The 20,845-nt window shown below is 37.1% G+C and carries 16 protein-coding genes; 13 read left to right on the forward strand and 3 right to left on the reverse strand.

The window, feature by feature from the left end:
- The first annotated feature begins 17 nt into the window (after positions 1-17).
- From ACSBFT_RS20320 to ACSBFT_RS20380, 13 genes are all read left to right on the forward strand, one after another.
- On the forward strand, positions 18-539 hold the full coding sequence (locus ACSBFT_RS20320) for a DUF3341 domain-containing protein (protein ID WP_463046923.1): 522 nt from the start codon (positions 18-20) through the stop codon (positions 537-539).
- Positions 540-547: 8 nt separating this feature from the next.
- Positions 548-1,162, forward strand: a complete 615-nt coding sequence (locus tag ACSBFT_RS20325; RefSeq protein WP_463046922.1) for a c-type cytochrome — start codon at positions 548-550, stop codon at positions 1,160-1,162.
- A gap of 55 nt (positions 1,163-1,217) precedes the next feature.
- The gene (locus ACSBFT_RS20330) at positions 1,218-2,564 is read left to right on the forward strand and encodes a quinol:cytochrome C oxidoreductase (protein WP_489602228.1); all 1,347 of its coding nucleotides are present in this window, start codon (positions 1,218-1,220) and stop codon (positions 2,562-2,564) included.
- Positions 2,565-2,621: 57 nt separating this feature from the next.
- Entirely contained in the window at positions 2,622-3,728 is a 1,107-nt protein-coding gene (locus ACSBFT_RS20335) for a cytochrome c oxidase subunit II (RefSeq protein ID WP_489602229.1), read from the forward strand.
- Positions 3,729-3,758: 30 nt separating this feature from the next.
- Entirely contained in the window at positions 3,759-5,627 is a 1,869-nt protein-coding gene (locus tag ACSBFT_RS20340) for a cytochrome c oxidase subunit I (RefSeq protein WP_463046919.1), read from the forward strand.
- Positions 5,628-5,704: 77 nt separating this feature from the next.
- On the forward strand, positions 5,705-6,649 hold the full coding sequence (locus tag ACSBFT_RS20345) for a COX15/CtaA family protein (RefSeq protein ID WP_489602230.1): 945 nt from the start codon (positions 5,705-5,707) through the stop codon (positions 6,647-6,649).
- A gap of 1 nt (position 6,650) precedes the next feature.
- Positions 6,651-7,532 carry a heme o synthase gene (cyoE, locus tag ACSBFT_RS20350; RefSeq protein ID WP_463046917.1) on the forward strand — a complete coding sequence of 294 codons (882 nt, stop codon included), beginning with the start codon at positions 6,651-6,653 and terminating at the stop codon, positions 7,530-7,532.
- Positions 7,532-8,104 (forward strand): cytochrome c oxidase subunit 3, encoded by a 573-nt coding sequence (locus tag ACSBFT_RS20355; protein ID WP_489604853.1) that lies wholly within the window; start codon positions 7,532-7,534, stop codon positions 8,102-8,104. Before cyoE ends, ACSBFT_RS20355 begins: the two co-directional genes overlap by 1 nt.
- Positions 8,105-8,193: 89 nt before the next feature.
- Complete coding sequence (locus tag ACSBFT_RS20360) at positions 8,194-8,922, forward strand: cytochrome c oxidase subunit 3 (protein WP_463046916.1); 729 nt, start codon at positions 8,194-8,196, stop codon at positions 8,920-8,922.
- Between the two features lie 24 nt (positions 8,923-8,946).
- Positions 8,947-9,282, forward strand: coding sequence for a cytochrome C oxidase subunit IV family protein (locus ACSBFT_RS20365; protein ID WP_463046915.1), 336 nt, complete (start codon positions 8,947-8,949; stop codon positions 9,280-9,282).
- Between the two features lie 29 nt (positions 9,283-9,311).
- Positions 9,312-9,986, forward strand: a complete 675-nt coding sequence (locus ACSBFT_RS20370) for an SCO family protein (protein WP_489602231.1) — start codon at positions 9,312-9,314, stop codon at positions 9,984-9,986.
- Positions 9,983-10,504, forward strand: coding sequence for a DUF420 domain-containing protein (locus ACSBFT_RS20375; protein WP_489602232.1), 522 nt, complete (start codon positions 9,983-9,985; stop codon positions 10,502-10,504). The genes ACSBFT_RS20370 and ACSBFT_RS20375 overlap by 4 nt, the downstream gene beginning before the upstream one ends.
- Complete coding sequence (locus tag ACSBFT_RS20380; protein WP_463046912.1) at positions 10,497-10,784, forward strand: hypothetical protein; 288 nt, start codon at positions 10,497-10,499, stop codon at positions 10,782-10,784. Before ACSBFT_RS20375 ends, ACSBFT_RS20380 begins: the two co-directional genes overlap by 8 nt.
- An 8-nt stretch (positions 10,785-10,792) precedes the next feature.
- Here ACSBFT_RS20380 and glmM read toward each other — a convergent pair whose 3' ends face one another.
- From glmM to rpoB, 3 genes are all read right to left on the reverse strand, one after another.
- The gene (gene glmM / locus ACSBFT_RS20385) at positions 10,793-12,187 is read right to left on the reverse strand and encodes a phosphoglucosamine mutase (protein ID WP_489602233.1); all 1,395 of its coding nucleotides are present in this window, start codon (positions 12,185-12,187) and stop codon (positions 10,793-10,795) included.
- 325 nt (positions 12,188-12,512) lie between these two features.
- Positions 12,513-16,820 carry a DNA-directed RNA polymerase subunit beta' gene (gene rpoC / locus ACSBFT_RS20390; protein ID WP_463046910.1) on the reverse strand — a complete coding sequence of 1,436 codons (4,308 nt, stop codon included), beginning with the start codon at positions 16,818-16,820 and terminating at the stop codon, positions 12,513-12,515.
- Between the two features lie 30 nt (positions 16,821-16,850).
- Positions 16,851-20,708, reverse strand: coding sequence for a DNA-directed RNA polymerase subunit beta (gene rpoB, locus ACSBFT_RS20395; protein WP_489602234.1), 3,858 nt, complete (start codon positions 20,706-20,708; stop codon positions 16,851-16,853).
- Positions 20,709-20,845 lie beyond the last annotated feature (137 nt).

Consider the following 20,845-nt stretch of genomic DNA (forward strand, 5'->3'; position numbering starts at 1 on the left):
TAATTTATAAGTCAATAATGGCAAATAAAAAATATATAATAGGTGTTTACGAAGACGATGAAGTCGTGATGAATGCGGTGTCCAGTGTTCGTGGAAAAGGAATAAAAATTCATGAGGTCTATTCACCATTCGCTATTCATGGCTTGGATGCTGCCTTAGGTTATCCAAGAGCTAGAATGGGTGTTCCTGCATTCGTTTTTGGAATTACGGGTACTTCATTGGCTTTTTTATTAACTTTTTGGACGATGGGTTTTGATTGGCCAATGATAGTTGGTGGAAAGAATTTCATTCCGTTCCCTACAAATATTCCTATCGTATTTGAGTTAACAGTTTTGTTGGCTTCTTATGGTATGTCATTTGTGTTTTTTGGAATGGAAGGTTTAAATCCATTTGCAAAGCCGGTTATCTTTGATGACAGAATTACAGATGATAAATTTGTAATGGCCATTGATTTGGAAAAAAGTGGTGCTTCGGAAGAAGAAGTTAAAGAAGCATTGAAAAATTCGGGTGCTTCTGAGGTTAACGTTAAAGAGATATAATTGAAGAAATGAATATTTTGAAAAACAAACTTTCGATTTCAGTTTTAGCCTGTGTTATGGTGGCTGTTACTATGGTCTCTTGTAGCGATAATGAAAGTACAGGTTGGGAGTATGCTCCTAATATGTATAATTCAAGAGCTTATGAGTCGCAAACTCAGTTTAGACCTAATAATGTGAACCCACATGGGATGAACATGAGATTACCAGTAGAAGGTACCGTTGCTAGAGCTAATTATAATACAGAGATACTTCAGGATGATGGTACGGTGGTAACCGACTTGATGATGTATGATATGGATAAAGATAGCCTTGATTGGGCATCTAAAAATCTTGTAAATCCTATCCCTTGGTCTGAAACAGCAGAGGATCAAGGTAAAGTGTTGTATGAAAGAAATTGTATGCATTGCCACGGTAGCAAAGGTGCTGGTGATGGTAAGGTAGGTGCTGTTTATAAAGGTGTTCCAAATTACGCTTCTGATGCTTTAAGTTCAGTAAGTGGTGGTCATATTTACCATGTTATTACATATGGTAAAGGAAGAATGTGGCCTCATGCTTCTCAGGTTACTCCTGAAGAGAGATGGAAGATTGTACATTATGTACAGCGTTTACAATTAGGAATTTAATTTAGGAATTTAACAAGTTTTTCCCTTTAAAAAGGAATAATAATAAGAATTAGACATGGCTCATAAGCACGAAACTCCTTCAGTAGAAGAATCTTATGATTTCTCCCCAGAGCTAAAACGTAAACTGCTCATCAGCGGTGTTATTGGCTTAGCTCTAGTAGCTATTGGAGTATTTTTGATAAACATCGGTTGGTGGGGTCCAGACGGCTTTGCTGGTGGTGCTCACGAAGTAGCTCATGGAGCTGCCGATGCACATGGAGCAGTAGATGCTCATGCAGCAGAAGGGCATCATGAAGCAACATTAATGAATAGAATTGTAGGAAATCTCTGGATGAATTCAATTTATTTCTTAGGAATATCGGTGATAGGTGTATTCTTCATTTCTTATAATTATGTAGCGAAAGCTGGATGGTATACTTCGTTTAAAAGAATACCCGAGGCGTTTCCAGCGTTTATTGTTATTCCGGCAGTTATAATATTAATTCTTATGACTATCCCTGGTTCAAGACATATTATTATGCACTGGACACATGATGGCATAATGGATCCTACAAGTAGCAATTACGATGCGATTATAGCGGGTAAAAGTTGGTGGTTAAACATGCCTTTCTATATGTTTAGATTGGTAGCTTACTTTGTTATCTGGTGGTATTTATGGAAGCAAATTAGAAAGTATTCTTTATTGGAGGATGCTTCTGGAAGTTTGGATGATTACGCATCAAGTAGAAAGTACGCAAAAATGTTTTTAATTTTCTTTGCGGTAACAAGTTCTACAGCGGCATGGGATTTATCAATGGCAGTAGATGCTCACTGGTTCTCTACGATGTTTGGCTGGTATCATTTGTCTAGCTGGCACGTAGCAGGTTTGGCAGCTATTATGTTAATGATAGTTACTTTAAAAGGAAAGGGGTATTTGAAAGCGGTAAATGATTCAGCTATTCAGGATTTGGGTAAATTAATGTTCGGATTTTCTATTTTCTGGACATATGTATGGTTTAGTCAGTTTTTCTTGATATTCTATGCTCATTTACCTGAAGAAACGATTTATTTCAGAGAGAGATTAACAGGTTTTGATGGAAGATATAATGCACCATTTTATATAAGTCTTATCCTTAACTTTCTTTTCCCTCTGTTAATTTTAATGGCAAGAGGTTCTAAAAGAAATTATACATTTTTAAAGTTGGCTTGTTGGGCGATTTTGATTGGTCATTGGTTTGATTTTTATCAAATGCTGATGCCAGGTATAGCGAAAAACCAAGGTGGTATTGGGTTGATTGAAGTTGGTGTTACAACAGTTTTTGCGAGTGCATTTATTTATGTTGTGTATTCACAATTGAGTAAGGCTAATATGTATGCTAAGAACCATCCGTTCTTAGAGGAGAGTTTACATCACGATATTTAATCATTAAAGGTTTAATTGAATATATATATCTTAAAAAGAGATTGAATAGTTAATTATATGACAATTATTATAGGAATTTTAGCCCTTTTGTTTGTAGCCTTAACGATTATCGTTGTAGGTAAAACACAGGATTTATTAAAGGGTGTTCAGGGGAAAACCGCTGAAGTAGAGGACACCCATTTAGACAGTTCAAATGACTGGAATGCCATTGGTCTGTTTATTTTTTGGATACTATGTGTAGTAGGTTTGGTATGGTCGTTTCTAGATGCTAGAAAGGACTTCTTGCCAGAAGCTTCTTCTATTCATGGGCGTGAGACAGATTTTTGGTTTTGGGTTTCTATGAGTGTAATTATGGTTGCATTCTTTATAGTGAATTCATTGTTGTTTTATTTCCCTATTAAGTATAAATACAGAAAAGGCCATAGAGCTTCATTTTATCCTCATAATAATAAATTAGAGGTAATATGGACAGTTATTCCTGCTGTGGTGATGGCTGGGTTGGTATTCTCTGGTTTGAGAGTATGGAATAAGATAATGGATGATGCCCCTGAAGATGCTGAGGTTATTGAAATTATGGGTCGTCAGTTTGCATGGGCAGTTCGTTACCCAGGCGTAGATGATAACAAATTGGGTGACTATGATTATCGTTTGATAGATGATACCAAATCAAATTCTTTTGGTATTGATTTTACAGATCCGAATTCTTTTGATGATTTCACAAGTGCCACAGAGATACATATCCCTAAAGGAAAACCGGTACTTTTAAAAATTAGAGCAAGGGATGTATTGCACTCAGTTTTTATCCCTCATATGAGAGTTAAAATGGATGCTGTTCCTGGAATGCCAACTAAATTCTGGTTTGAAACAGATAAGTCAACGGAGGACATGAGGAAGGAATTGGGTAACCCTGATTTTAATTATGAAATCGCTTGTACTGAAATATGCGGAAGAGGTCACTTTAGTATGAGACTTATACTGATTGTGGATGAATTAGAAGATTATGAGGCTTGGAAAAGGGAACAAACACCGTTCTTGACTATGAACCCAGGTTTTATAGAATTAGTACCAGATAATTTAAAAGCCAGAGCTCTTAAATACATTGGTTCTAACGAAACACCTGAAGTGGTGGAAGTTGTAGAAGTAATAGAGGTAGCAGGAGAATAATTTTAAATTTGATTTAAAGTCTTAAGATATATGTCAACAGATTTATCACATACAGGATCACACGATCACGGTCATGAGGAACATCATGAGCTTGGTTTTATTAGAACTTATATTTTTTCGGAAGATCATAAAATAATTGCGAAGCAGTATTTAATTTCTGGAATTATTTGGGCTGTGATTGGGGGTTTAATGTCTCTAGTTTTCCGATTACAGTTAGGGTTTCCAGATTTGGACATGTCTTTCCTAAAGCCTTTCTTAGGTCAATGGATAGATGGTCAAGGAAAATTGGATCCTAACTTTTATTTGGCTTTGGTTACCATGCATGGTACCATCATGGTTTTCTTTGTGCTTACGGCAGGTTTGAGTGGTACTTTCTCTAACTTTTTGATTCCACTTCAAATTGGTGCCCGTGACATGGCATCAGGGTTTATGAACATGTTATCGTTTTGGTTCTTTTTCCTATCCAGTGTGATAATGTTCTGGTCTCTTTTCATCGAGACTGGTCCTGCTGGTGGTGGTTGGGTAATATATCCACCACTAAGTGCTTTAGCAGATGCTAATCCAGGTTCTGGTTCGGGAATGACATTATGGTTAGTAGCCATGGCTCTATTCATAATTTCACAGTTGTTAGGTGGAGTAAACTATGTGAGTACCGTCATCAACTTAAGAACAAAGGGTATGACCTTTGACAAGTTACCATTGACTATCTGGGCATTTACTTTTACAGCTATCTTGGGAATACTTTCTTTCCCAGTTTTATTATCAGCAGCATTATTATTGATTTTTGATAGAAGTTTTGGTACTAGCTTTTACCTTTCAGATATATATATCAATGGACAAGCTTTATCAAATCAAGGAGGAAGTCCTATTCTTTTCCAACACTTGTTTTGGTTCTTAGGACACCCTGAAGTTTACATTGTTATTTTACCTGCTTTAGGTTTAAGTTCTGAAATTATTGCTACCAATTCCCGTAAGCCAATCTTTGGGTATAAAGCCATGATTTTATCAATGGCTGGAATTATGTTCTTAGCTTTTATTGTTTGGGCTCACCATATGTTTATGACAGGAATGAACCCTTTCTTGGGTTCAGTGTTTATGTTATTGACTTTGATTATTGCAGTTCCTTCAGCGGTAAAGGCGTTTAACTACATTACGACACTTTGGAGAGGAAATATTATTTTTACTCCAGCAATGTTATTTGCTATTGGATTGGTTTCCTTCTTTGTTTCAGGTGGATTGACAGGTATTATATTAGGTAACTCTGCTCTAGATATTCAGCTTCATGATACCTATTTTGTTGTGGCTCACTTTCACCTAGTAATGGGTTCTGCGGCTATATTTGGTATGGTTGGAGGAGTTTATCACTGGTTCCCAAAGATGTTTGGTAGAATGATGAACAAGTCTTTGGGTTACGTTCACTTTTGGATAACATTTGCCGGTGTTTATGCGGTTTTCTTCCCTATGCACTATATTGGTATTGCTGGTTTCCCAAGAAGATACTATGCATGGTCTGGTTTTGACGCTTTCAATATTTACGCAGATTTGAATACATTCATGACAGTGGCTGCCATTGTTACGTTTGCAGCTCAATTAATATTCATATTTAACTTTATATATTCTATTTTCTGGGGTAAGAAGGCACCTGCAAATCCATGGAATTCTAATACTTTGGAGTGGACGACACCAATTATTCCTGGTCACGGTAACTGGCCTGGTGAAATACCAACAGTCTACAGATGGCCTTACGATTATAGTAAGCCTGGTGCTAAAGAGGATTTTATTCCACAACACATACCTTTTTCTGCCACTCCTGAATCTAACTTCCCAGAGGAGAATGAGTTGATAGAAGAAGAGAAAATAGTGGAGTCTATAGAATTTGATAAGAATATTCCAGATTGATATCTCGGTATTATTTATAAAACCAAGTGCGAAGTACTGGAAGTTAATGCCAAGTACTTCGTTCTTTTTGTTTTAAGATGTATAAAAAATTTGCCATTATTACCATTGCTGCAGTTTACTTTCTAATTCTCGTAGGAGGAGTAGTGAGAGCTACCGGTTCTGGTATGGGCTGTCCAGACTGGCCAAAATGTTTTGGAACTTGGATTCCTCCTACACATGTAAGTCAGCTTCCCGAGAATTATCAGGAGATATTCGGTGAAAAACTAAAGGGTGAGGTGGAATTCCATGCATTTAAGACTTGGGTGGAATATGTGAATAGATTGGTAGGTGTTCTTATTGGTTTATTTATTTTTATCACACTTGTTTTTTCATATAAAGAATATAAAAACACTAAATCAGGCGTTATTCTTTATTCCTTCTTAGCTTTTGTTTTGGTAGGTGTGGAAGGATTTTTGGGTTCGAAAGTGGTTTCTTACGAGTTACATCCGGGATTAGTGACTGTTCATATGGTTTTGGCAATCTTTGTTGTTATGCTATTGATATATGCCTTGTTTTTGGCCTACAGGTATGATAAAGTGTATGACACAGAACAAAATACTTCTTATAGATTTGGAGTGCTCATATTGTTGATTTTAAGTTTTGGTCAATTGATCTTGGGCACACAAATAAGGGAGGCTGTGGACCATTTATCTTTTGGAAGTGAGCCAAGGGAGCAATGGGTTAGTTTATTACTTGGAGGAAGGTTTTATATACATATTATTCTGGGTATTATTCTTTTGATTTCCCATGGGCTTTTATTGAAAGCGGTAAAGAAATCGGAGAAGGGTGGATTAGGGTTAAAATTTGTGAGATACTTAGTTTTGTTGGTGGTGTTAGAATTTGTTGTAGGAGGAATTTTAGGTCTTTTTGAAATTCCAGCGTTTGCACAGCCAATTCATCTTACCTTTGCAACGCTTATTATCGGATTGCAGTTTAGTCTTTATTTGATTTTTGGTAATCAGTCAGCTATAAAAGGAAATTGAAATGGAAGAGAGTCTTGTTCTAAATAATTTTGTTTTGAAATTTAAGGCATACTTTGAGTTAACAAAGTTTAGGTTATCTTCTACCGTGGTGTTTTCCAGTGCTATTGGTTATATGTTGGGAAGCCACAATGTAAATTATGGTAGTCTTTCACTATTTGCTTTAGCTGCTTTTTTAACCACTGCTGCTGCCAATGTGGTGAATCAGATTTGGGAGAAGGATTTGGATAAATTAATGACTAGAACGATGGATAGACCTATTCCATCTGGTCGTTTATCAATTAAAGAATCTGCAATATTTAGTGCTATTTGCCTTTGTATAGCTTTATTTATACTGTCTTATTATTTTAATTTTAAAGCAGCGGGTATTTCTTTTTTGTCTTTTGTGCTTTATGGATTTGTTTATACACCATTAAAAAGGAAGGGGCCAGTAGCGGTAGCTGTGGGAGCTTTACCAGGGGCTTTCCCTCCGATGATTGGATGGCTAGCGGCTACTAATCAATTTGGTTTAGAGCCAGGAATATTATTTGGAATTCAGTTTTTTTGGCAATTCCCTCACTTTTGGGCTATCGCTTGGGTGTTGGATGAAGATTATACAAAAGCAGGCTTTAAGTTATTACCATCATCTGGTGGTAGAAATATCAATTCTGCTATACAAATTATGATGTATACAGTGGTGCTTTTACCTTTGTGTTGGGTACCATTTTACTTAGGAATGACAGGAATTCACTCGGCTATGATAGCCATGCTTTTTGGCGTGTTATTCTTGATTCAAACATTTCATCTGATGCGGAAGATGGACAAAAAGGCTGCACTTCAGTTAATGTTTGGCTCTTTTATTTATTTACCTGTGGTGCAAATCGCATATTTACTCGATAAATTATGATGGCAATATCAGAAAAAGAACCTAAGCCGGTTTTAAGTGTCAATAAATGGAAGTTTATGACATGGCTTTTTATTATTACTATTTTGATGCTTTTCGCATCGCAAACATCGGCCTATTTAGTACGTAGGGCTGAGGGTAACTGGGTGGAGTTTACACTTCCAGCTATATTTTACTGGAGTACGTTGGTTTTACTCATAAGTAGTCTTTTTATGCATTTGGGATTAAAAGCGGCTAGGCAAGATGAGTTTAAAAAACTAAGGATTTTCATAAGTATTACGACCATTTTTGGTCTGATATTTTTAGTGATGCAGTATATTGGATGGCAGGAGTTGCAATCAGCAGGCGTATATTTGAAGGGAAATCCTTCGGGTTCTTTTTTATATATCTTAACAGGGCTGCACGCTTTCCACTTATTAAGTGGCTTAGTGGTTCTATTGTTTTCGTTAGTTGCAGCTTTTAGAATGAGTATTCATGGTAAAAAGATGGTTCAAATTGAGGTTTGTGCTACTTACTGGCATTTTTTAGATATTTTATGGATTTACCTTTTTGTGTTTTTATTGTATTTTAGATAATTTTTTAACCAATACGCTATTCCCAAGGCATTTTTGCAAAAGATGATTAAATTTGCCTCGGTTTTATAGTTAAAAATTAAGAACGTTTTATGTCAAGTCATGCTTCTTCAACACCCGATAATCTTTTATGGAAGGGTGGGGTGCAACCAATGAGAGTTGGATATGGTAAATTGATGATGTGGATATTTCTACTATCTGATACGTTTACATTTTCCGCTTTATTGATTTCTTATGGATTGGTAAGGTTTAGTTTTCCTACTTTCAAGGATCTAAATCCAGGTCAGTCAATTAAGGATTTCACGTTTTCTCAAGAATGGTGGCCTACGCCAGAAATGGTGTTTGAGGCGGTGCCTTTTTTACATGGTCTAAGTTTACCTCTTGTTTTCGTTGGTATCATGACCTTCATTTTGATTTTTAGCTCTGTTACTATGGTTCTGGCTGTTGAAGCTGGACATAGAATGGATAAAGCTGATGTAGAGAAGTGGATGTTATGGACTATACTTGGAGGGATTACTTTTTTGGGTTCTCAAGCTTGGGAATGGTCTCACTTTATTCATGGAACAGGAGCAGGTGGAGCTAATTTAGTTCATAATGAATACGGCCCTGCAGCATTTGCAGACTTCTTCTTCTTTATTACTGGATTTCACGGAACTCACGTACTCTCTGGAGTTATATTAAATATCCTTATTTTTTATAACGCCTCAAATGGCGTTTATCAGAAAAGAGGGCATTATGAAATGGTGGAGAAGGTTGGTTTGTACTGGCACTTTGTAGATTTAGTGTGGGTGTTTGTATTTACTTTCTTTTACCTAGTTTAATTATTTTCAAAAGTATTATATAAGATGACAGAACACATAGAAAATATTCAAGCAGAAAAACAGAAACCACAAACAAAGGAATTGTGGAAGGTATTCTGGATTTTGTTAATCATAACGGCAGTCGAGTTTATAATTGCTTTCACAATTAGCTCTGACAGTAGCTTAGGTAAATGGCTTAAAATATCATTATTTATCATTTTAACCTTTGTAAAGTCTTTCTACATCGTAGGCACCTTTATGCACCTTAAAAATGAAGTGAAGGCTTTAATATGGACAGTAATATTACCAGTTGTCTTTGTATTCTGGTTTATTGCAGCTTTAGTTTATTTTGAAGGAGGATACATTGGTTCTTTGAGATAATCATGAATAAAGGTTTTTTAAAAGCCGGGATGCTAATATTTTTATTAGTGATTCCGGCTTTATTTTTTATTTTTCTTAAGTCTTGCGGAGCTAATAACTTTGAATTACCAACTTACTTTCCAGAATTGGATGAAAGAGGTCACATTCAAGTCATAGAAGGGGATACGCTATTTCATGCAATAGAGGATTTCACTTTAGAAGATCAGTTAGAGGAAACAATGACCTTTTCTGATTATCAGAAGGATATTAAAGTGGTAAGTTTCTTCTTCTCTAGATGTGGGACCATTTGTCCTGTCATTAACCAGAATTTAAGTCGAGTTCAAGATACTTTTAAAGAGGATGAGCATGTTCGTTTTTTAAGTATAACAGTAGATCCCGAACATGATAGTTCTTCGGTTCTAAATGCTTATTCAAAAGATTTTGTTCAAGGAAAAAGTACCTGGCAGTTTTTAACTGGTGATAAACTATACATTTATAATTTAGCTATTAAGCAGTTTAAGCTTCCCGTAATGGATGCGTCTTCTGATAATGAAGCTGAAGTTATTGACGACATTGACATGGCTTTCATTCATTCCGATAAGGTGGTTCTGGTGGATAATCATAACCTCGTAAGGGGAATTTATGATGGAACGGATTTAGAGGAAATAGAAAGGCTTAAACTGGAAATTAAGGTGCTTAAGGATATAATGAATAAGCAGAAATGAAAAAGGATTATTCTCTTAAAACGATAAATGTAATATCTGTGGTGGTTCCTTTAGTGGTGGCGGTACTACTAGGAATACGGTCGAAGCCATATTTAGGCGAATGGTCAAAGATGTTACCGCATATCATTGCAGGAATAAATATCATGACCAGCGTACTGTTGGTTTTAGGTTTGATTTTTATAAAACGTAGAAATCAGATTGCTCATAGAGTGTCTATGACTTTAGCTTTTTGTCTAGGTGGATTGTTTTTGGTTTGTTATGTGCTATACCATTTAACGAATCCATCTACTTCTTTTGGTGGTGAAGGAAGTGTGAAATATTTTTATTATTTTATCCTATTGAGTCATATAATCCTATCCCTTGTAGTGCTGCCATTGGTGCTTAGAGCATTTTATTTTGCTTTGGTAGGTGATTTTCAAAGACATAAAAAGTTGGTTAAATTTGCATATCCTATTTGGTTGTACGTTTCTATAACAGGGGTTATAGCTTACTTAATGATTTCACCGTATTATGCTTAAAAAGAATTCGATAACTAAAATTGTTTTAATATTACTTTTGGTAATGGTAGCTTCTAATGTGAGCATGGCTCAGTGTGCCATGTGTAGAGCCACTGTAGGCAGTAATCTTAGCGAGGGTAGAGGTGTTATAGGGACAGGTTTAAATTTCGGCATATTATATCTATTGCTAATGCCTTATATTTTGGTAGCTGGAGTTGCTTTTTTTTGGTTTCGAGCTAGCAAAAGAGAGCTCTCAGAAAAGCTCTCTTTGTCTACCCGCTTAAAGAATATCTATAAATAGAATATTATCTATTTCATAAGTTCTTTTATATCAGCAATAATTTTATCCGCAAGGTTATCGGCTGTGGTTTCGAACTCCGATTCTGCATAGATTCTAACGATTGGTTCTGTATTAGATTTTCTAAGGTGTACCCATTCGTTGTCGAAAGTGATTTTTAATCCGTCCTGCTTATCAATAGTGTATTTCTTATATTTGGTTTCAATGGAAGCTATGATGGCATCTACATCCATAGAGGCGTCTAATTCTACCTTTTTCTTTGCAATAAAGTAGTTAGGGAATGTTTTCCTAAGGAAACCTACGGGCTTGTTGAAATGAGCCAGTTGGGAAAGGAATAGGGCTATACCGACTAATGAATCTCTTCCATAATGTAGTTCAGGATAAATGATTCCACCATTTCCTTCTCCACCAATAATGGCACCGATTTCTTTCATTTTGGTCACTACATTTACCTCACCTACAGCCGAAGCTTGATATTCCCCACCATGTTTTTCGGTGACTACCTTCAAAGCCATGCTAGAAGATAGATTCGAGACTGTTTTTAGGCCTTTTTGAGGAGTTTTAGAAAGAATATAATCAGCAATGGCCACCAGTGTATACTCTTCACCAAAAGGCTCTCCATTTTCGCAAATAAATGCCAACCTGTCCACATCAGGATCTACTACGATACCAAGATTATAGTCTCCTTTTTCCAATTCATGGGATATCTCTGTCAGATGCTTTGGAAGTGGTTCTGGATTATGTGCAAAATGACCGGTGGGTTCACAGTTAATACATTTAATGTTTTTAACACCAAGTGCATTTAGAAGCAAAGGAACTGCTATTCCTCCGGAAGAGTTGATGGCATCGATCACAACAGAGAAATGGGCCTTTTTAATAGCTTCTACGTCTACCAGAGGTAGCTTTAGAATGGCATCTACATGTTTCTGTAACATAGTATCATCCGTGCTGTAAGTGCCTAGTTTTTTTACTTCAGAAAAGTTGAAGTTTTCAGCATCTGCAATGGCCAGTAATTCTTCACCATCCAAAGCAGAAATAAACTCACCTTTTTCATTAAGTAGCTTTAGGGCGTTCCATTGTATAGGATTATGACTGGCGGTTAGGATGATTCCTCCAGAAGCCTTTTCAAACACCACTGCCATCTCAACTGTGGGTGTTGTGGAAAGTCCTAAGTCCACAACATCAAAACCTAGACTTATGAGCGTATTGCTCACTAAACCAGATATCATTGCACCTGAGAGTCTTGCATCGCGTCCAATGATTATTTTCTTAAGATCAGGATTTCTTTGAAGTAAGAATGTTCCAAATGCTGCGGTAAATTTAACAACATCTAAAGGACTAAGGCTCTCTCCTGTTTTACCTCCAATAGTTCCTCTAATGCCTGATATAGATTTAATTAAGGTCACGGTATCTCTTATGATTAATGAATATGGATGGCAAAAATACGTTGAATAATATGGAATTAGAAGTTAATGCGAGCATTGCTAAAATAAAAAGTATTGTATAAAACTAAAAAAGACACCCAGGATTCCGGGGTGTCTTTCTAATACGAAAATACTTTAACCTATAAAGTTTCACTTCAAATGAAATACCTTCAACTCCAAAGTGAATTGAATACAGTCACAAAGCTATCAAAATGAATGAGTTACCTATTATTGTGAAAGAATTGGTTAAAATAGTGTCATAAAACAAAAAAATCCCGGCAACATTTCAGCTGACGGGATTTAACTATTAATCTACATATTCTCTTTTTCTGTTCTCAATCAGCATTCGCTCCTGAGCAGCTTCAAGTTCAATTTTAGAACCTACAATTAGATTTTGATAATCTCTCTTACCTGTACCGGCAGGGATAAGATGACCTACAATCACGTTCTCTTTCAAACCTTCCAAGGTATCTTCTTTACCCTGAACAGAGGCATGAGAAAGGACTTTAGTAGTTTCCTGGAAAGATGCTGCAGAAAATACAGATTCTGTTCCTAGTGAAGCAGTGGTGATACCTTGAAGAATAGTCTGTGATACAGCAGGTTTTGCTTCTCTCACTTTCATTATCTTCAAATCTTCACGCTTTAATCTACTGTTTTCATCTCTGAAATCACGATTAGTAAGCATTTGTCCCGGCTTATATTGGTCTGAACCTCCAGCATCTTCAACAACTTTCATGTCTAGGATTCTGTCATTCTCAACACGGAACTTCCATTTATCAATGGCTTGCATCTCTAAGAAAATAGTATCACCAGCGTCTAGGATATCTACTTTCTGCATCATTTGACGTACAATCACTTCAATATGCTTATCAGAAAGTTTTACACCTTGCTGACGGTATACCGCCTGAGTTTCTTCTACTAAATATTCTTGAACCGCAGTAGGTCCTTTAATTCTTAGAATATCAGCAGGAGTAATGGCACCATCAGAAAGTGGTTCACCAGCTCTAGTGTAATCTCCTTCTTGAACCAAGATTAGCTTAGAAAGAGAAACCATATATTTCATTTTAGTACCATCTTTGGCTTCCACGAATACTTCACGGTTACCTCTTTTAATACCACCATAAGATACAACACCGTCAATTTCTGAAACTACAGCTGGGTTAGAAGGGTTACGTGCTTCAAAAAGCTCCGTTACACGAGGTAGACCACCAGTAATATCGGCGTTCATGTTTATAGCTCTTGGTATTTTCGCCAGAATCTGTCCTGCTTTTACCTTAGCTTTATCCTCTACCATTACACGGGCACCAACTGGAAGGTTATACGATTTTTCGTCGTCTTTCTTTCCTTTGATAATGATGGCCGGGTTCTTAGTACGGTCTTTAGAGTCTGTAATTACTTTATCCTTAAAACCAGTTTGCTCATCGGCTTCTTCACGGAAAGTAATACCTTCTTCAATAGCATCATATTCAATGCTACCATCTCTTTCAGAAATAATAACGGCGTTAAACTGATCCCAGTGACATACATCATCACCTTTTTCTAGTTTTTGACCATCTTCTATCTGTAAAGTAGAACCGTAAGGAATGTTGTTGGTAATTAAGATCTGATTTGTTTCAGGATCTACAATTCTCAACTCTCCACGTCTTCCTAAAACTATTTTAGTAGGATTTCCTTCTTTATCTATACTCTCAACTGTTCGTACTTGATCGAAATTGGCTATACCTGGGAATTTCGCTTTGATACTAGCATCTACAGAAACGTTCATCGCCGTACCCCCTGTGTGGAATGTACGAAGCGTTAACTGTGTACCAGGCTCTCCAATAGACTGAGAGGCAATTACTCCAACAGCTTCTCCTACTTCCACCATCCTGTTGGTTGAAAGGTTTCTACCGTAGCATTTACCACAAATTCCACGTCTTGTCTCACAAGTCAAAGCAGAACGAATTTCCACTGAATCTACTGCAGACTCTTCAATAAGATCTGCAATTTCTTCTGTGATTTCTTCACCAGCCCTAGCTAATAGCATTTTAGTGACAGGATCTATCACGTCGTCTACAGCTGTTCTTCCAAGAATCCTTTCAGATAATGGCTCAATCACATCTTCGTTTTCTTTCAACGCAGAAACTGTAATACCTCTAAGGGTTTCACAATCCTGTTCGTTTACGACAACATCCTGAGCAACATCATGAAGACGTCTTGTTAAGTAACCCGCATCGGCAGTTTTAAGGGCTGTATCAGCCAAACCTTTACGAGCACCATGGGTAGAGATAAAGTACTCTAATACATCTAGACCCTCTTTAAAGTTAGAAAGAATTGGGTTTTCAATGATTTCACCTACAGAACCTTGAATGTTCTTTTGTGGCTTGGCCATCAAACCTCTCATACCTCCCAATTGACGAATTTGCTCTTTAGAACCACGGGCTCCAGAGTGCATCATCATATAAACAGAGTTAAAGCCTTGATCTTTATCTTCTAATTGTTGTAGAAGTGTTTCTCTTAATCTCGTATTTACACGAGTCCAGATATCAATGATTTGGTTATAACGCTCACGCTCCGTAATAATACCGAACATATAGTTACTTTGAACCTCTTCTACTTCTACACGAGCATTTTCAATCAGATCCTGCTTTTCTTCCGGAATCATGATATCTCCTAAACCGATGGAAAGTCCACCAGTAAAGGCCGTTTGGAATCCAAGCGTTTTAATATCATCAAGGAAATCCGCTGTTCTAGCAAAACTTACTTCTTTGAAAACCTGACCAATAATGGTTTGAAGTTTCTTTTTAGTTAGAAGTTCGTTGATATATCCTACTTGCTCAGGAACAAATTGATTGAAGAGTATTCTACCAGCAACGGTCTCAATAATCTTTTTCTCTAATTCACCTTTCTCATTTTTAACGGTCAGTTTGCAATTGATATAAGCATGTTTTGAAACACTGCCTTCGTTCATTGCAATAATAACTTCTTCTGGAGAATAGAATGTCATTCCCTCACCAGCTATTTTCTCATCTTCTGTAGAACGTTTACCTTTAGTTACATAGTAAAGTCCTAAAACCATGTCTTGAGAAGGTACCGTAATAGGTGCTCCGTTGGCAGGGTTCAAGATGTTATGAGAAGAAAGCATTAATACTGAGGCTTCCAAAATAGCTTCTTGTCCCAAAGGAACGTGAACGGCCATCTGGTCACCATCGAAATCGGCGTTAAATGCTGTACATACTAACGGGTGTAATTGTATGGCTTTTCCTTCCACTAATTTTGGTTGGAAAGCTTGAATACCCAATCTGTGAAGCGTAGGAGCACGGTTAAGCATAACCGGATGTCCTTTCAACACGTTTTCAAGAATATCCCAAACTACAGCGTCTTTTCTATCTACTATTTTCTTTGCAGATTTAACCGTTTTCACGATACCACGCTCAATAAGCTTACGGATAATGAATGGTTTGAAAAGCTCGGCAGCCATTCCTTTGGGAAGACCACATTCGTGCAATTTCAATTCTGGACCTACAACAATTACAGAACGACCAGAGTAATCAACACGCTTACCCAATAAGTTTTGACGGAATCGACCTTGCTTTCCTTTCAGCATATCTGAAAGTGATTTCAACGCACGGTTTCCATCAGAACGTACCGCATTTACTTTTCTTGAGTTATCGAAAAGAGAATCTACGGCCTCTTGAAGCATACGTTTTTCGTTACGTAAGATTACTTCTGGGGCTTTAATTTCTAATAACCTTTTAAGACGATTATTACGAATAATAACACGACGGTAAAGATCATTTAAATCTGATGTCGCAAAACGTCCACCATCTAAAGGAACAAGAGGTCGTAATTCTGGTGGAATTACAGGAACCATCTTGATAATCATCCATTCTGGACGGTTTTCTATCCTTGTGTTGGCATCACGAAGAGCTTCTACAATTCTCAATCTTTTTAAAGCTTCTGCCTTCCTTTGTTGAGAAGTATCAGTTGCAGCTTGATGACGTAGTTCGTAAGAAAGTTCGTCAAGCTTCAATCTGCTCAATAGCATCTCTAAAGCTTCTGCTCCCATTCTGGCGATGAACTTTTGAGGGTCGTCGTTAGGTAGCAGTTGGTTCTCTCTTGGTAATTTATCTACGATATCAAGGTACTCTTCCTCCGTAAGGTAGTCCATGTACTGGATACCATCTTCTTCTTTTGCACCAGCTTGAATTACAACGTATCGCTCGTAGTAAATAATTTGGTCAAGTTTCTTAGAAGATAGACCTAATAGGTAACCTATTTTATTTGGAAGACTTTTAAAGTACCAAATATGAGCTACAGGAACTACTAGTTCAATGTGACCCATACGCTCTCTACGTACTTTCTTTTCGGTAACTTCTACACCGCAACGGTCGCAGATGATACCTTTATAACGAATACGCTTATATTTTCCACAATGACATTCCCAGTCTTTTACTGGACCAAAAGTACGCTCACAAAACAAACCTCCCATTTCTGGTTTGTAAGTTCTGTAGTTGATAGTTTCTGGTTGCGTAACTTCACCAAAAGAGCTTTCCAGAATTGATTCTGGAGAAGCCAAACTAATGGTTATGCTGTTAAAGTCGCTGCTTAACTTTTTGTTTTTCTTAAAAGACATTTTCTTTCTTTTTTAAATGAAAATGATAAATTATTTCAAGGTAATCTCAAGAGCCAATCCTCTCAATTCATGTACAAGTACATTGAATGATTCTGGAATTCCTGACTTTGGAAGATTTTCCCCTTTCACGATAGCCTCGTAGGCTTTGGCACGTCCAACCACATCATCAGATTTCAATGTCAAAATCTCACGAAGAACATGAGAAGCTCCGAAGGCCTCTAATGCCCAAACTTCCATTTCTCCAAAACGCTGACCACCAAATTGTGCTTTACCACCAAGAGGCTGCTGCGTAATTAATGAGTATGGTCCGATAGACCTCGCGTGCATTTTATCATCAACTAAGTGACCCAGTTTAAGCATGTAGATTATACCTACAGTTACTTTTTGGTCAAATTTCTCACCGGTAAGACCGTTGAAAAGATCTGTTCTACCAAAGTCTGGTAAACCGGCTTCTTTTAGTTCTGCATCTACTTCAGCGGCAGTAGCACCGTCAAAAATAGGCGTAGCATAACGTCTGTCGAGCTTTCTTCCAGCCCATCCTAATGCTGTTTCATAAAGCTGACCAATGTTCATACGAGAAGGTACACCCAATGGGTTCAATACGATATCAACTGGGCTACCGTCCTCTAGGAATGGCATGTCTTCTTGACGTACTATTCTAGCTACAACCCCTTTGTTACCGTGACGACCAGCCATCTTATCACCAACTTTCAACTTACGCTTTTTAGCGATATAGACTTTTGCCAACTTAACAATACCTGCTGGTAATTCATCACCAACCTCAAGAACGAAACGCTCTCTTTTGAACTCACCTATTATCTCACTTCTCTTTGAAAGATAGTTTTTAACTAATCTTACTAAAAGTACGTTTGATTCTTCAGTTTTAGTCCAGCCTTCCAACATGATATCACCTAATAGGTTAGACTCTTCAGGTACACTATAGGTACTTTCGTCTACGTATGGGTTTTTCTCAGGGAAAAGGTTGTTGGTAATATTTGACTTATTGAACTTAACACCTTTAGATATTAATTCATCACCAAATTTATGCTTAACACCGTTGGTCGTTTTACCAGAAAGAACGGCCACCATTTTATCTATCATTATAGTTTTAATCTCTGCAAGATTTTTACTATGTGTTTTTAATAAAACTTTAAGCTCTTCTTTGTGCTTAACTCTTTCTTCTTTTGAAGGTCTTGAGAAAAGTTTAGTATCGATAACGACACCTCTAAGAGATGGTGAAGCTTTTTTAGACGCATCTTTAACATCTCCAGCTTTATCACCGAAAATGGCTCTAAGAAGTTTTTCTTCTGGTGTTGGGTCAGACTCTCCTTTTGGAGTGATTTTACCAATTAGAATATCACCTTCTTTAATATGTGTTCCTACTCTTACGATTCCATTTTCATCAAGATTTTTAACAGTTTCCTCAGAAACGTTTGGAATCTCCGCGGTTAATTCTTCTTGACCTCTTTTTGTATCTCTAACTTCTAAGTCAAATTCTTCAATATGAAGTGAAGTAAAGATATCGTCTCTTACGACTCTTTCAGAAATTACAATAGCATCCTCAAAGTTATAACCTTGCCATGGCATGAAAGCCACCATCATGTTTCTACCAAGAGCTAATTCTCCACCTTGTGTGGCATAACCTTCTACTAATACTTGGCCTTTTGCAACTCTATCCTTAATGGCAACGATAGGTCTTAGGTTAATACAAGTGTCCTGGTTGGTTCTTCTGAATTTGATAAGATCGTAAGTTTTTTCACTAGAGTTAAAGTTGACCATGATGTCATCTTCGTTCCAATCGTAATTAACTACAATTCTATTAGCGTCTACGTATTCTATAGTTCCTGGGCCTTCAGCCACAACCATAGTACGAGAATCACGAGCAATTCTACTTTCAAGTCCAGTTCCTACGATTGGAGCCTCAGGTCTTAATAAAGGTACGGCTTGACGCTGCATGTTAGAACCCATCAAAGCACGGTTGGCATCATCATGCTCCAAGAATGGAATGATAGAAGCAGCCACCGAAACAATTTGATTTGGAGCAATATCCATGTAGTCAATTTCGCTAGGATCTTTCAATGGGAAATCACCTTCAAAACGACATTTTAAAGTATCCGTGCTAAAAGTACCATTACCATTAGTATCTGGAGTTGCCATGGCTATGTTCTTACCATCCTCTTCTTCAGCAGTAAGGTATTGAACATCACCAGAAACTTTTCCATTAGCTATTTTCATGTAAGGAGTTTCTATGAAACCCATAGAGTTTACCTTAGCATAAGTACATAGAGAAGAGATCAAACCAATGTTTGGACCCTCAGGAGTTTCAATAGTACAAAGACGACCATAGTGCGTATAGTGAACATCTCGAACCTCGAAACCTGCTCTTTCTCTAGAAAGACCACCTGGTCCAAGTGCCGACATTCTTCGCTTATGCGTAATTTCAGCCAATGGATTGGTTTGATCCATGAACTGAGAAAGTTGGTTGGTACCAAAGAAAGAGTTGATTACAGATGATAACGTTCTAGCGTTAATCAAATCAACTGGTTTGAAGTCTTCGTTATCACGAACGTTCATTCTTTCTTTAATAGTTCTTGCCATACGAGCAAGACCAACACCAAACTGACTAGAAAGCTGCTCACCTACAGTTCTAACACGACGATTAGAAAGGTGGTCAATATCATCAACAACTGTTTTAGCATTAATCAATGTAATTAAATACTTAACAATCTTAATGATATCTTCTGTGGTCAATACTCTTTTGGATAATTCCGTATCCATTTCAAGTTTAGTATTAACTCGGTATCTTCCTACTTCACCTAGGTCATAACGTTTTTCAGAGAAAAACAGACCTTGGATGATTTCACGTGCTGTGGCTTCATCAGGAGCTTCGGTATTTCTAAGTTGACGGTATATTTGTTCTACGGCTTCTTTCTCAGAGTTTGAGCTATCCTTTTGAAGCGTATTATAAATAATATTATAGTCTGCTATGTTAGCATCTTCACGGTGAAGAATGATAGATTTTTGGTCTGTATCCAGGATTAACTGAATATCTTCTTCAACTATAATAGAATCTCTTTCTAATATAACCTCATTTCTATCAATAGAAACCACCTCACCAGTATCTTCATCCACGAAATCTTCTGTCCATGTTTTTAATACTCTAGCGGCAAGCTTTCTTCCTATAGCAGCTTTAAGGTCTTTCTTGGTAGCGGTTACTTCTTCAGATAATTCAAAAAGATTAAGAATATCTTTATCAGAACCAAAACCAATAGAACGTAATAAAGTAGTTACTGGGAATTTTTTCTTACGATCGATGTAGGCATACATGACGTTGTTTACATCGGTAGAAAATTCAATCCACGAACCCTTCATTGGGATTACTCTAGCTGAGTAAAGTTTTGTTCCGTTAGTATGCTTACTCATAGAGAAAAACACACCAGGAGAACGGTGAAGCTGAGAAACGATAACTCTTTCTGCTCCATTGATCACAAACGAACCACGGTTGGTCATGTAAGGAATGTTTCCTAGAAACACTTCTTGTTCGATCGTCTCGAAATCTTCGTTATCATCATCATTACAAAGCAATCTTAATTTTGCTTTTAATGGAACTGAATAAGTTAATCCTCTATCAATACACTCATCGATGGAGTATTTAGGTGGATCTACTGTGTAATCAACGAACTCAAGCACAAAGTTTTCCCTGGAATCTGCAATCGGGAAATTATCCATAAATACTTTATACAAACCTTCCGCACGGCGGCTTTCTGCAGGTGTATCTATTTGGAAAAATTCCTGAAAAGATTGAAGTTGAATATCCAAGAAATCTGGATAATCTAAAGCAGGGTGAACATTGGCAAAACTCTTCCTTCCGGTTGCTGTCAAATTCAAAGCTTTAATTGTTTAAATTTTAAAAAAAATTATAACTTGTTGGCACGCTAGTTTCGACGGTATTTGTCTTTAACTAAGCCAAAGAACTCGCAGTGAAGCCAATTTAAGCCCCTTTGCAACTGTCCTACGAAAAACAG

Source organism: Arcticibacterium sp. SM2516, from assembly GCF_057914865.1.